The organism is Deltaproteobacteria bacterium, assembly GCA_013151915.1.
In the GTDB taxonomy this organism is placed as follows: Bacteria; BMS3Abin14; BMS3Abin14; order BMS3Abin14; family BMS3Abin14; genus BMS3ABIN14.
On sequence record JAADHJ010000040.1, the window covers coordinates 1 to 13,884 of the forward strand.

Consider the following 13,884-nt stretch of genomic DNA (forward strand, 5'->3'; position numbering starts at 1 on the left):
CTGACAGCATAGTCCAAAAGGAGCTGAGAGGACTCTTCTTCGGGCCGGCGGACTTCATACAACAGATGCAAAGAACGCATCTGGGTATCTAAATCCGATGATTACAGGCCCCTGAGAGGTCCGGCGGACAGGTCCGCCGGAAACCCTCCCAAAACGGCTCCTGAATGCAGTTACGGCGGGAAGCATCAACGCCGATACCCCAATAATCCAAAAAACAACCCCAACATCACCGGAAAGCAACACCAAAATCCCCGGGCCGGGGAAAATAGCGGCACACATACCCATCTTCCAACCCCTGTCTCTGACACAGGGGGGATCTTGGGATCTGGGGTCATGAAAGCAGGGTCTAGGATCTTGGGTCTAGGAAACTTCGACACTTCGACCTGTCACATCGTGGTTCAAGGAACAAAGGCGGAAGCCTTGGCGAAAGCGGATACTTCCCTACGCCCATTCGCCGATGTGCACCGCGTCTGCTTTTCCCCATTGAACTTTGAACATTGAACGTTGAACGTTCTTTATCTCCATAGTCTGCTCTTCCCCATCGCCTGTCCTTTCCTAAGATCCTGGTGTCAGAGCAAAACCTCCCAACAACCTTGCGGTACTCCTGATCCGACATGGCGAACAAAATTCTGTTCGGACTCTGGACTGACTTTATCCCTCTGGACTCTGGACTGACTTTACCTCTCTGGACTCTGGACTGTCCATATACGAGGCTCCAAGGAGCGATCTGAGTGTCGGGGTGAACAGAAATGCGAGCCAACCGATAATTACGGCAAACCACAGGGTCATGATGCGGATGATGATCGCGGAGGCAACGGCAACGCTTTTACCCATTCCGAAGATAATGCCAAGACCCACCAGTGATCCCTCCGTAGCGCCCAATCCCCCTAAAAACAGGGTCAAGGCACCGCCCAGGATTGACGCCGAGTAGATGAAAACGCCCTCGAGGATTGAGATGTGGAATCCCAGGCCATCGGCCACCAGGTAGTAGCCGATCCCTTCCAGGAACCAGGCGGCCAGGCTGAGGATCATGGACCCTGTGAAGATGCCGGGGGCCATCAGGTCCCAGCCGTAATCGTAGAACTCGTGGAGATTCTCCGTAATGCCCTTCAGGTGCTTGAATCGGCCCAGCCACTCGATTATTGCCCGTACGAATTTTCTGTTTCTTACAACCAGAATAAACACGACAACGAAAATCACGGCCATCCCGGTCCAGAACGGGTTCAGGGATCCCAGGAACAGGCCTGAAAGGGCCAGAAGGAGTATGGCAAGGACGTCGGTAAACCTCTCCATCAGGAGGACCGCCGTGGATACGGTATAAGGCACACGGTGCCTGGCTTTGAGAATGAACGCCTTGATGAACTCACCTGCCTTCGCGGGGGTCACGGTGAAGGCGAAAGCCGATACAAAGACCAGGGCGTTGGGGCCCAGAGGAATCCGATGCTTCATGCTCGACAGGTACCAATGCCACTTGAGGAACCTGAGGGCGTAATTGCCCAAGGCCAGAAGACCCACCGCCAAAAGGATGTGGAGAGGGAAGTTTTCAAGGGCCCGGACAAGCCCGTGAAAATCAGCAAACAACGAGAGCAGGGCAAAGACGGCGGCGGCGCCGACTACAGTCCAGATAAGGAGGGTCTTCCCCTTCCATCTTCTCCTGGGCTCAGCGATAGGTGCCAAAGAGCCTGCCCCACTTGCCGTCGTTGAACTTCCGGATAATACTCTTGCCTACAAGGGGATACCAGACATAGTCGTGGTAGATGTTCGAAGCCATTGGCGCCCAGAAGACCAGGGGCGAATGGAGAAGTATCTTTTCCAAGGGCTGCAGTGCCCCCTTACGTATCAGCTGGTCCCCCCAGATAACGAAGCTTCTCTTGACCGTGAAACCGAAATTCACCCCTTCGATATCTTCTCCCTCGACCTCGATCTCGCCTGGATCGGCGGTCCCAAGTCCCCTCTCGTGGGCCATTCTCAGATAAGGGATGGTCATGGGGTCGAACCCCATCATCGCCGCGGCCACCGAATCAATGGCCACACTGTCGGAACTTGCGAGAATGTAATCCTTCTCAACGGGTATCATGGTTCTTGGGCCGGCGCCGTTGCCGCACACGGTTCCGTCCATGACGGCAAAGATGCCGGGGTGAAGCTCCTTCTGCATGGTAAGGAGGTCCACCAGGACCTCGTGGATGTACTTATGGGCGTAGTGCCTCACGGTTTTCAGAAGCCCTCCAAAGGAGTTCTTGACGGCGCCGGTGGTGGTGCTGTGACCATGGGTCTTTACGGTGGGAAGATGGATGATGTTCTTTCCCAGGAACATTTCGGGGATCTCGATGCCCTCAGGGAAGATCTTGTCAAGTTTGAGCAGCGGCTCTCTGAATTCGTGCTTTACCCACTTGACCTCGGTAAGGGGGGTAAACTTCAGCCCATTGGATTCGAGGACGGACATCCATCTGTTGTTCCGTGCTCCCTTGATGGGGTCGGTCACAACAGTCCTGTTCTCAACGGGGATAATCATGTCCAACGGATACCCGTCGTCCAGCATGGTCTTGACCACCCCGTGAACCTGCCATGGCTGGGAGGAACAGGCGGGGAAATACTTGGTCCACGAGAGGTTCAGTTTCAGCATCGTGGGGATTTCCCCGCTTATGACCTCACGGTATCCCGCCTGCCGCATGAGTTTCCCATAATCGTCGACAACCGTCTCCGGCGTTGTTTTCAGGACAACGACCCTGGATTTCGACATGCTTTCCGACCTCCAACAGCTTAATACTTAACATCAATATAATTGTGTAAGTACCTATAGTGCATAGGTACTATTCCCTTCATTCCTGATAAATCAAGCCTTCGCACGAGATCGCTTCACATGGTGACGGTTCGCGATGACAGGCCTTGTGCTTATCCTTCACGTGTCCCCGCGTCCGCTTTTCCCCTCTGGACACTGGACTCTGGACTTGTTTTACCCTACAGCCCATTGCCTATTGCCTATAGCCCGCAGCCTGCCTTTATCCCGCAAAATAGATTATCGCAACCGCCGTCATGCCCCAGAGGAGCACGGAGATCAACAGGGGCACGTCCAGCAGGAGGGATTTCGTGGGGCTTCCCCCGCTTTGACGGATATGCACCAGATAGAGATAGCGGAAGATTCCGTAAATGACAAACGGAAGAGTAAGTATCATGTAGCTTCCGCCGAAATGGGCGGCTCCCTCGGGCGAAAGGGTGTAAATGGCGTAGGAAACGATGGTGGCGGCCGTGACGATGGATATAAGCTGGTCAAGGAACGGGATGGAGTATTCCTTGAGGATATCCCTGTGACGAACGGCGTCATCGCCCATGAGAACAATCTCATGCCTCCTTTTCGCGAAACCGAGAAAGAGGGCGATAAGCAGGGTGCACAGGATCAGCCACGGCGAGATGACAACCCCGATGGCAACCGCGCCGGCCACCGCCCTGATAACGAAACCAAGGGCAATGGTGAATATGTCGAGAAGAACGATCTTCCTTAAAAACAGGTTATAGGCCAGTTGAAGGCCAAGGTAGGACAGCACCGAGATCGAAAAAGCAGTGCCGAGGGTAACGGTCAGGGCCAGGGCCCCGGCGAGGAGCGTGATTCCAAACGGCAGGGCCGTCCCCACGGAAACCTCACCTGAGGCAATGGGGCGATCCTTTTTGTCCGAGTGCATCCGGTCCTGTTCACGGTCGACAATGTCGTTAAAAACGTAGACGGCGCTGGAGGCGAGACAGAAGGCGGCCACTGCAACAGCAGCCCTGGAAACATAGGAGAAATCAAGGAGATGCCGGGCAAAGACAAGGGCCGCCAGTACGAATCCGTTTTTCAGCCACTGGTGGGGCCTCATGAGACGCCAGAGGGGCTTGATGCTCATTGGCTCCTCTCCATTACCCCTGCCAGGATGTCATGGAAAAGGGATTGGTATGAATCGAGAAGGGTCTGATCCCGGGCCTCGAACCTCATCACCAGGACCGGCTGGGTGTTGCTGGCCCGAACAAGGCCCCATCCCTCGTCGAAGACGACTCTGACGCCGTCAATATCCACGATCCTCCGAATGTGCGGCTTCTCGTTATCAACTTCATGCCGCGCCAATGCCTCGGCGACCTGGGAAGTGATCCGTCCTTTTTCCGCGTCGGGACACGGGATACGGATCTCCGGGGTGTTGAACACCTTGGGGACCCCATCGAGAAGGTGGGAAAATGATGTTATTCTCCCCGCGGCGAGGGATTTTGCATAGACCTCCGCCAGCCTCACAGCGGCATAAAGCGCGTCGTCGTATCCGTAATACCTGTCCGCAAAAAAGAGATGGCCGCTCATCTCACCGGCCAGTACGGCCCCGGTTTCCTTCATCTTTGCCTTGATGAGCGAATGGCCTGTTTTCCACATCAGGGTTCTGCCTCCCGCTTTCTCAACCTCGTCGTAAAGAACCTGGGATGCCTTGACCTCCGAGATGACGAGGGGATGTTCATCCCCTCCCCTGCCGGCCGCGGCGTCGATCATATCCCTGGCGAGGATCAGAAGGAGCATATCCCCCCAGATGACGTCTCCCTTCTCATCCAGCAAGCCGATGCGGTCGGCATCGCCGTCCAGGGCGATGCCGACGTCCGCTCCGGTCCCGTTTATGGCCCCTCTGAGGGCATCCAAGGCCTCGGGGAGGGTCGGGTCGGGGTGGTGGTTGGGGAATCGTCCGTCAGGCTCGCTGAACATCTCTACGATCTCGAAGCCCAGTCTCCTCATTATCTCCGGGAGGACGGGGCCCGCGGTACCGTTCCCTGAATCGATGACGATCTTCACCGGTCTTCTTACTTTCGCGAGGACATCGGGAAGGTCCGCAAACCTCCCGACGATCTCCTCCACGTACAGGGAGATAATATCCACGGGCTCAATCTCCGGGAGGCTCCCGGAGGCCTCAAAGGGTGGGGCTGACTGCGCCATCCGCCCCAGCAGGGTCATCTCCCCGGAGTGGATCGTATCCCTTCCGATCCCGAGTTTAAAACCGTTATCCCCGGGTGGGTTGTGGCTCGCCGTTATCATGGCAAACGCGTCCGGGTCAAGTTTAAAGGCCGAATAGTAGGTCAGAGGGGATGGGCAGAGGCCCAGGTCCATTATCCTGCATCCTGCCCGATGGAGGCCTGCCGTAAAGGCTGCCTTGATGGCCGGGGAATGGAGACGGGCGTCCATTCCCACCGAAACCAGTGGTGATGAAGCCCCAACCCGCTTCAGGGTCATGCGCCCGAAAGCCCACCCGATACAGAAGGCAATGCCGTCCGTGATCTCGGTTCCATAGGCCCCGCGGATATCGTAGGTCCTGAAGATATGCCGTGGAAAATCCGCGCTAGTCATGGACTCTTCCATAGATATCTTCGAACCTGATGATGTCATCCTCGCTGATGACCTTTCCATACTGCACCTCGATGATATCCAGGGGTTCCTGGCCGACATTCTCGAGGCGATGGTGGGTTAACGGGGGAATGAAGGTTTCCTCGTCGGCCTCCTTGACTGCTGTCTCCTCGCCCACTGTAACCAGGGCCTTGCCGGCAACGACGACCCAGTGTTCGCTTCGGTGCCGATGCATCTGAAGGCTCAGTTTCTGTCCCGGGTCGACGGTGATCCTCTTAACGAGGTATCCCCTCCCCTTCTCCAGGACTTTATAGGACCCCCACGGTTTTTGAACCGTGGGATGCATGAGATGCTCAGTCCTCCCCTCCTCATCCAGCCGCCCGACCACCTTTCTCACGTCCTGCGACTTTCCCCTGGGACAGACGAGAATCGCGTCCTCGGCATCCACGACAATGATATCCTTCATCCCCGTAACGGCCAACATCCTGCCGCTTCCCACCAGGAGGCTGCCTGATGTATCGAACGCCAGGACATCTCCCCTGGTAAGGTTCCCGTCGGCGTCCTTGCTTCCGATCTCGTAGAGGGAATCCCAGCTTCCCACATCGCTCCAACCGGCTGAAAGGGGGACCACCACGGCCTTTCGGGTTTTCTCCATGATCCCATGGTCTATGGAGATGGCCTCTATTTCACCGTAGGCGCGTTCAAGGCCGGAGAGGGTCTCCAGGTCCACCTCTTCCAGGGCTCTCATCATTTCCGGCAGGTATCGCCTGGCCTCATCGATAATGGTGGAGGCCCTGAAACAGAACATACCGCTGTTCCAGAGGTAACCGCCCTTTTCCAGAAAACTCTCCGCCTTCTCAATTGATGGTTTTTCCTCAAATTTTTCAACGAGGAAGTAGCCATCCCGCTTTTCACCTGCCCTGATATAGCCGTAGCCGGTTTCAGGCCGATGGGGGGTGATCCCGAAGGTAGCCAGGCATCCTGCGGCTGCGGCCCGCACGGAGGTATCCAGCGCCAGTTCGAACGCCGCGGAGTCCTGGACAATATGGTCGGCCGGGGCGGCAATGATGACCGCGTCCGGGTCTTTTCGTTGAATCAGCATGGCCCCCAGAAGAACGGCGGGCGCCGTGTTGCGTCCCGACGGCTCACCGACGATGAAGCATCGGTCGGCGCCGGGAGCGAGGTAATCCGATATCTGCCTTTTTACCTCGGGACGGAGCCCCTCGGAGGTTACAATAACCATCCTGTCCGGGGTCACTCTCGACCCAAGGCGCCTGACGGTATCCTGCAGGAGGGATAATTCACCGTCATCGGCGAGGTTGAGAAGCTGCTTCGGGGAATACTGCCTGCTCAAAGGCCAGAGGCGTGTTCCGGAGCCACCCGCGAGTATGACTGCGAAAAGATCGCTCATCAGGTCTCTCTCCCATGTTCGCGGTACCATTTGACGGTTCGGGCGAGCCCATCCTCCAGGGATATCGTGGCCGAAAAACCGAACGCTTCGGCCCTGGAGGTATCAAGGCGCCTCCTGGGCTGACCGTCCGGCCGGGCCGGGTTCCACCTTATGGATCCCTTAAAGCCGGTGAGTCCGGCAATGAGGCCTACCAGGTCCCTTATGCTGATCTCCCTGCCGGATCCCAGGTTAACCGGCCTGGAACCGTCGTAATCACGGGTGGCCAGAACGATCCCCCTGGCGCAGTCCTCGACGTAAAGAAACTCCCGGGTGGCGTTTCCCGATCCCCAGACCTCGAGAATATCCCTTCCCTCGTCCACGGCTTCGACGCACTTCCTGATAAGGGCCGGGATAACATGGGAATCCTCCAGGTCGAAGTTGTCGTTGGGTCCATAGAGGTTCACGGGGAGGAGATATATCGCGTTTAACCCATATTGGGCCCGGTATGCCTGCGCCTGGACGAGGAGAGCCCTTTTGGCTATACCGTAGGGAGCGTTGGTTTCCTCGGGATACCCATCCCATAGGGAATCCTCGCTAAACGGTACCGGGGTGTCGTTGGGGTAAGCGCACACCGTCCCCACCTGCACGAATTTCTCCACCCCCTCGCGCCGCGCCGCTTCCATGAGGTGGGCGCCCATAATGATGTTGTCGTAAAAGAGAACGCCCGGATTCCTCCTGTTGAATCCGATCCCCCCGACGCTGGCGGCGAGGTGGATAACGACTTCCTTCCCCTTTACGGCGGCGGCACAGTTCTCCTGTATCCTGAGGTCAACCTCCACGCTCCTGGGTACGTGTATCCTTGACGGGGAAACTCCTTCATCCCTTAGCGCCCGGGTGACGAAACCGCCCAGAAATCCGGCGCCGCCGGTGACGAGAATATTTTTTTCTTTCAGATCCATGGAAATCCCGTCTAAGGCCTCTTTATCCAATCGAAATTCTTCTTTGCCAGAATCGTTTTCCCCTCGCCGGGCGGAGTGAGGCCGATGGCCTCCATGTCCGCGTCAACCATGATCCTGACGAGTTCCCTGAAGGAAACCAGGGGCTTCCAGTCCAGTACGCGTCGGGCCTTGGACGGGTCACCGATGAGAACATCAACCTCCGTAGGTCTGAAATATTTGGGATCGATCTCAACGTAGTCCCCGTGATCGAGCCCGGCGTACGAAAACGCTTCGATGAGAAACTCCTCCACAGAGTGCGTCTCGCCGGTTGCAATGACGAAATCTTCCGGTGTCTCCTGCTGGAGGATCATCCACATGGCTTTAACATAGTCGGGGGCGAATCCCCAGTCCCTGCTGGCCTTCAGGTTCCCCAGGTAGAGTTTTTTCTGCCTGCCTGCCTGAATATCGGCGATGGCCCGGGTTATCTTCCGGGTGACGAATGTCTCGCCCCTCCGGGGGCTTTCGTGGTTGAAGAGGATACCGCTGCATGCATAAAGGCCGTACGCCTCACGGTGGTTTACCGTCATCCAGTGGGAATAGAGTTTTGCAGCCGCATAGGGGCTCCTGGGATGAAATGCCGTGTTCTCGCCATGGGGAGGGGGTGAATTACCGAACATCTCGCTGCTGGACGCCTGATAGAAGCGGGTCTTTATCCCGCTCCTTCGGATCGCCTCGAGGAGCCGTATCGTCCCCAGCCCGGTTACGTCGCCGGTATATTCCGGGATGTCGAAACTGACGCGAACGTGGCTCTGTGCCCCAAGATGGTAGATCTCATCGGGACGGATATTGTGGATGATGTTATAAACCTGGCTGGGATCCGCAAGGTCCCCGTAATGAAGATAGAACCGGACGTTGTTAAGGTGGGGATCGACGTAGAGGTGGTCGATCCGGGCCGTATTGAAGGTGCTGGCCCTTCGAATGATACCGTGAACCTCGTAGCCCTTTTCCAGAAGAAACTCGGCGAGGTAGGAGCCGTCCTGTCCTGTTATCCCGGTTATCAGCGCTTTTTTCAATTTATATCTCCCTCTTATCCACGACCCTTTTCGCTTTGCCCTGGAACCTCTCGATGGTTTTGGGTTCCACAAGCTTTACGGCGACCCCAAGGCCCAGTGCGCTGCGAAGATCATCCTTTATCCGGTCCAGGATGTCGCGTTGTCTCTTCATCTCGTCGAAAAAGAAGGCCTCCGTGACCTCTACGAGAACCTCCATCGAATCCAGGGCTCCGTCCCGCGACAGGACGATCTGATAGTGGGGAGTAACACCTTCGAACTGGCTGAGCACCGCCTCGACCTGGCTCGGAAAAATGTTCACCCCTTTGATGATGATCATATCATCGGATCTGCCTTTCACCTTCTCTATCTTTATCAGGGAGCGGCCGCATGGACAATCGTCAACATAAAGGCGTGTGAGGTCCCTGGTTCTGAACCGGATCAGGGGCATCGCCTCGTTGGTGATGGTGGTGATCACAAGTTCCCCGACTTCGCCCCTGGGCAGGCGTTTACCTGTATCCGGATCAATAATTTCAGGGAGGTAGTGGTCCTCGTTGAAGTGAAGGCCGGATTTCGCGTGGCACTCCCCCGCCACACCCGGGCCCATGACCTCGGAAAGACCGTAGTTGTCGGTGGCGATTATCCCCAGTTTGCCCTCGATCTCCGACCTCATCTTTTCGGACCATGGCTCTGAGCCGAAAAGGCCGTAACGAAGGCTGAGCCTACCGATGTCGATACTGTTTTCCTCCATCACCTCGCTGATAAAAAGGGCGTAGGACGGGGTGCATACAAGGGCCGAGGTCCGGTAATCCTCCATGATCATCAACTGCTTCCTTGTGTTGCCGCTGGAGACGGGAATAACCGAGGCGCCGATCTTCTCGGCCCCGGCGTGCAGTCCGAACCCCCCCGTAAAAAGGCCGTATCCGAAGGCGATCTGGACCACATCATCCCTGGTGACGCCGCCGGAGGTGAGGATACGGGCAACCAGTTCGCTCCACTTCTCCAGGTCGTTGCGTGAATAACAGATAACGGTCGGCTTGCCGGTGGTCCCGGTCGAAGAGTGGATACGGACAACCTCCCTGAGGGGAACCGCGAGCATCCCGTACGGATAGTTCTCGCGCAGGTCGTCTTTGGTTGTAAATGGGATTTTTTCCAGATCATCCATGGTCCGGATGTCGGACGGCTGGAGACCCGGGTCGTCGAAACGACGCTGGTAGAACCTTACGTTCCTGTAAACCCGGTTCAGGGTGGATTGAAGCCTCTCCAGCTGGAGTTGTTCCAGCTCATCGCGAGACATCTTTTCGGCGGATTCATTCCATATCCTCTGTTTATTCATATGAAGACCTCTTATCTATATTGATATGGTCGTAAAAAGTCCCTGAATGGCTTTTTCGGCGCTCAGTCGGCGTCCCAGATCTCCTTCTTCCCCTTGCCCAGATATGCCCGCTGGACCTCCCGGTTCTCCAGCAATCGGTCGGCGCTGTCCTGAAGCACGACGGTCCCGGTCTCCAGGACATAGCCACGATCGGCTATCGCCAGAGCGGCGTGGGCGTTCTGCTCCACCAGGAGGACCGTAACACCGCTTTCCCTCAGCCGTAAAATAACCCTGAAGATCTCTGCTGAAACGATCGGCGCCAACCCCAGGGAAGGTTCGTCAAGCAGCAGGAGTTTCGGCCGTGCCATAAGGGCCCTGGCAACCGCCAACATCTGCTGTTCCCCTCCGCTTAAAGTCCCGGCCTGCTGCGATTTTCGTTCTTTAAGGAGAGGGAACAGGGCGAAGGCCTCTTCCAGGCTCTGGGCGATCTCATCCTTTTCCCCGGAACGATATCTGATATATGCTCCCAGTTTAAGATTATCTTCCACGGTGAGGGGGGAGAAAACCAGCCGGCCCTCCGGAACCTGTGAAATTCCTCCACGCACGATCTTCTCCGGTGAACGATTGTGGATCTCCTTATCCCTCAGTTTAATCGTCCCGCTCCGGACTTTCAACAGCCCGCTTATTGCATTGATCAATGTTGTCTTGCCTGCTCCGTTGGCCCCTATGAGGGCGACGACCTCCCCCTCCCCCACGTGGATGGAAACCCCCTTGAGGATCTGGATGCGTCCATAGTATGTGGTAATGTTCCTGACCCTCAGCAACGGTCGGCTACCTCCTGCGCCCTGCTATATTGATGGTTCATCCTGGAAATGAGTACCTGGATGAGGACCATACCCCTTTTCAGCTCCGCACGGGATTGCCACGTCACTCTCGTCTCCCTCGATGCTCCTCGCAATGACAGCAAAATAATAATATTAAGGTACGCATTAACCGGATGACCCTAAAATTTAAAATTACTAATCCCTGATTTTATCCTGTGTAATAACCCTGCCTGTCCTGAGCAAGCGGAGTGCGCCGAAGGGTGGTGTGACCTTCGAACGGTCACGCTGTGGTAAAACAATGCGCTCTGTCGCGGTGCGCCGTTCCTTAACCCAGGCTTTTTACTCAACCCCGAGGTAGGCCTTAAGCACCTTTTCGTCCTTGCGGATAGCCTCGGGATCGCCCTCGGCGATAAGCTTTCCCTGGTCCATTACCATAACGTGTTCGGAAACCTCCATCACCAGGTCCATATCGTGTTCCACCAGGAGAATAGTGATGTCTGCGTTTTTGATACGCACAATCAATTCAGCAAGGTCCTGCGTTTCCCTGTTGTTCAGGCCGGCCGCCGGCTCGTCCAGCATGAGGAGGCGAGGTTCCGAGGCCAGGGCCCTTGCCATCTCGAGGACCCTCTGTCTGCCGAACGGCAGGCTGGATGCTATCTTTTCCCATCCCCCATCGAGGCCGACGAACCGGAGCCAATACATGGACCGTTCCCGGATGGCACGTTCTTCCCTGATCGCCGACGGCAGCTTCAGCGCCGACGAGAAAATTCCCGACTTCGATCGAAGGTGCATTCCCACCATCACGTTTTCCAGAACCGTCATCTCGGAGAAAAGCTGGAGATTCTGGAAGGTCCTCGTAAGCCCGCGGGAGGCGATCCGGTGGGGCGGGCTCTCCGAAATCCTCTCCCCGTCAAAAACGACCTCGCCGCCGGAAGGCCGCAAAACACCGGATACCACGTTAAAAAAAGTAGTTTTGCCGGCGCCGTTAGGACCGATGATCGACTGGATAATCCCACGGCGCACCTCCATGTCCACCCCGTCGAGAGCCTTGACACCGCCAAAATACTTCGTCAGTTTATCTGTTTTGAGTAAGGGGCTCATCTCTTTTCATCCGCCTGGGCAGCCGGGCCCTTAAAGGCGCCGTAGGCGCGGATCATGAGGTCCTCTACCCCCCTCAGAAGGCCCCTCGGCATGAAGATCATGACAACCAGAAGGATCAATCCGAATAGCGCACTCTCATAATTTTCGAAAAATGTGAGAAACTCGGGAAGGCTTGTCAGAAGAGCGGCTCCGAATACCGCTCCCCAGATACTGCCCAGGCTCCCGATGACAACCATGGTCACCAGTTTAATCGAGAAAAGGAAACCGAAAGAACTGGGACTGATAAACCCTATATAATGAGCATACAGCCACCCCGCCGTTGCAGCGTAAAGCGCCGAAAGAACAAAAATGCCGACCTTGAAACGCGCTATATCCACACCGAGGACAGAGGCGGCTACCTCGGACCCGTGGATGGCGCGCAGGGCCCTCCCCACCCTGGACCGGACCACGTTTATGGAAAGGATGAGGGCAGCGAGAAGGAAGCCGCAGACCAGGAGGTAATACGCCCTGTCGGATTCGAAGGGAACGCCGAAAATGGACATGGGCCCGATTCCGACCAGCCCGGAGGGGCCGCCGGTAAGGAAATCCATCTCCTGAAAGGCGATATAGACGATGATGCCGAAGCCCAGGGTCGCCATTGCCAGGTAATTGCCATGAAGTTTGAGTGTGGGAATGCCGATAACAAAGGCGATGGCGGCAACGATGATGAGGGCAACGGCGAGTTCGGCCAGAACGGGCCACCCGTAGCGGACCGAAAGGATCCCGGACACATAGGCCCCAAGCCCGTAAAACGCCGCGTGGCCAAGGGAAATCTGACCGGTATACCCCATGAGAAGATCGAGCCCGATGACGGTAATGGAATTGATGCCGATGATGATGAGGAGGTTCAGATAGTAGTCGTTGGTGACCAACAGGGGCATACAGAGGGCGAGGACGGCAAAGAGGACGAATCCTCCATATGGAGACCTGAGACCGGACCGGATATTCATAACCGGTCCCCCTTTGTCCTGCCGAGAATTCCCTGCGGGCGGAAAAAGAGCATGAGCAAAAGGATAATGAAAGCGATGGCGTCCTTGTATCCGCTGGAGATCAGGCCTGCTCCCATCGATTCCAGGACACCGAGAGAGATGCCACCCACAACCACACCCCAGGGATTTCCGAGGCCGCCGATGATGGCGGCGCAAAACCCCTTAAGACCCAGAATTACGCCCATGTCGTACTGGGCCATGCTTATGGGGGCGATAACGATGCCCGCAAGCGAACCGACGGCTCCGCTGAGGCCGAAAGACAGAAGGACCATGTACTTCACGTCGATGCCCACCAGTCTGGCGGCTCTTGGCTGAACGGCGCTGGCCATCATCGCCTTTCCGGTCAACGTCTTTCCGAAAAACTGTCTTAATCCCATGACGATAATAAATGCGACGACCATGACCCAGATGCTCTGCGGCTGCAGCACGGCGCCGAAAAAGGGGATCGGTTCTTCCCCCGAAAAGGCATTCATAAGGTACGGCTCTTTCCCCCAGACGATGCTCGCTATCCCCCTGATGAAGATGGACGCGCCAACGGTAATGATAATCATGGTAATGGAACTGGCGTCCTTAAGGGGCCTGATGGCCGCGAGGTCGAATATCACCCCGAAAAGGGCCACCGCCAGGGTTGCCATGACGCCGGCCACCGGCAGGGGAAGATGGAACAGCTGTACGCCCGAAATCGTCAGGAGGGCGCCCAGCATGACGAACTCCCCCTGGGCGAAGTTTATGATCTCGGAGGCGTTGTAGATGATGTTGAAACCCAGACCGATAAGCGTGTAGACGCTTCCGATGGTCACACCGGTAATGAAGTACTGAAGGATCTGCTGGGATAAGGTCATGGAGGAATCAGTTCAACCTTTCCATCTACCATCTTTGATAGGGTCGTAAAAAG

12 protein-coding genes are annotated in these 13,884 nt (G+C 56.4%); all 12 read right to left on the bottom strand.

Annotation, left to right across the window (positions count from 1 at the left end):
• Positions 1 to 651 precede the first annotated feature (651 nt).
• Complete coding sequence (locus GXP52_07750; protein NOY87174.1) at positions 652 to 1,677, bottom strand: flippase-like domain-containing protein; 1,026 nt, start codon at positions 1,675 to 1,677, stop codon at positions 652 to 654.
• Complete coding sequence (locus tag GXP52_07755; protein NOY87175.1) at positions 1,661 to 2,740, bottom strand: DUF362 domain-containing protein; 1,080 nt, start codon at positions 2,738 to 2,740, stop codon at positions 1,661 to 1,663. The genes GXP52_07750 and GXP52_07755 overlap by 17 nt, the downstream gene beginning before the upstream one ends.
• A 259-nt stretch (positions 2,741 to 2,999) precedes the next feature.
• Positions 3,000 to 3,878, bottom strand: coding sequence for a decaprenyl-phosphate phosphoribosyltransferase (locus GXP52_07760; protein NOY87176.1), 879 nt, complete (start codon positions 3,876 to 3,878; stop codon positions 3,000 to 3,002).
• Positions 3,875 to 5,347 (bottom strand): phosphomannomutase/phosphoglucomutase, encoded by a 1,473-nt coding sequence (locus tag GXP52_07765; GenBank protein NOY87177.1) that lies wholly within the window; start codon positions 5,345 to 5,347, stop codon positions 3,875 to 3,877. Before GXP52_07765 ends, GXP52_07760 begins: the two co-directional genes overlap by 4 nt.
• Positions 5,340 to 6,755, bottom strand: coding sequence for a mannose-1-phosphate guanylyltransferase/mannose-6-phosphate isomerase (locus GXP52_07770; GenBank protein NOY87178.1), 1,416 nt, complete (start codon positions 6,753 to 6,755; stop codon positions 5,340 to 5,342). The genes GXP52_07765 and GXP52_07770 overlap by 8 nt, the downstream gene beginning before the upstream one ends.
• A complete protein-coding gene (locus GXP52_07775; protein NOY87179.1) occupies positions 6,755 to 7,693 on the bottom strand; it encodes a GDP-L-fucose synthase in 939 nt (312 codons plus the stop codon). The genes GXP52_07770 and GXP52_07775 overlap by 1 nt, the downstream gene beginning before the upstream one ends.
• Positions 7,694 to 7,704: 11 nt before the next feature.
• Positions 7,705 to 8,745, bottom strand: coding sequence for a GDP-mannose 4,6-dehydratase (gene gmd, locus GXP52_07780; protein ID NOY87180.1), 1,041 nt, complete (start codon positions 8,743 to 8,745; stop codon positions 7,705 to 7,707).
• Position 8,746: 1 nt separating this feature from the next.
• The gene (locus GXP52_07785; GenBank protein NOY87181.1) at positions 8,747 to 10,057 is read right to left on the bottom strand and encodes a phenylacetate--CoA ligase; all 1,311 of its coding nucleotides are present in this window, start codon (positions 10,055 to 10,057) and stop codon (positions 8,747 to 8,749) included.
• Between the two features lie 62 nt (positions 10,058 to 10,119).
• Positions 10,120 to 10,860, bottom strand: a complete 741-nt coding sequence (locus GXP52_07790; GenBank protein ID NOY87182.1) for an ABC transporter ATP-binding protein — start codon at positions 10,858 to 10,860, stop codon at positions 10,120 to 10,122.
• Positions 10,861 to 11,199: 339 nt separating this feature from the next.
• Complete coding sequence (locus GXP52_07795) at positions 11,200 to 11,961, bottom strand: ABC transporter ATP-binding protein (protein ID NOY87183.1); 762 nt, start codon at positions 11,959 to 11,961, stop codon at positions 11,200 to 11,202.
• Positions 11,958 to 12,950, bottom strand: a complete 993-nt coding sequence (locus GXP52_07800; GenBank protein NOY87184.1) for a branched-chain amino acid ABC transporter permease — start codon at positions 12,948 to 12,950, stop codon at positions 11,958 to 11,960. Before GXP52_07800 ends, GXP52_07795 begins: the two co-directional genes overlap by 4 nt.
• Positions 12,947 to 13,831, bottom strand: a complete 885-nt coding sequence (locus tag GXP52_07805; GenBank protein NOY87185.1) for a branched-chain amino acid ABC transporter permease — start codon at positions 13,829 to 13,831, stop codon at positions 12,947 to 12,949. Before GXP52_07805 ends, GXP52_07800 begins: the two co-directional genes overlap by 4 nt.
• Between the last annotated feature and the right edge of the window lie 53 nt (positions 13,832 to 13,884).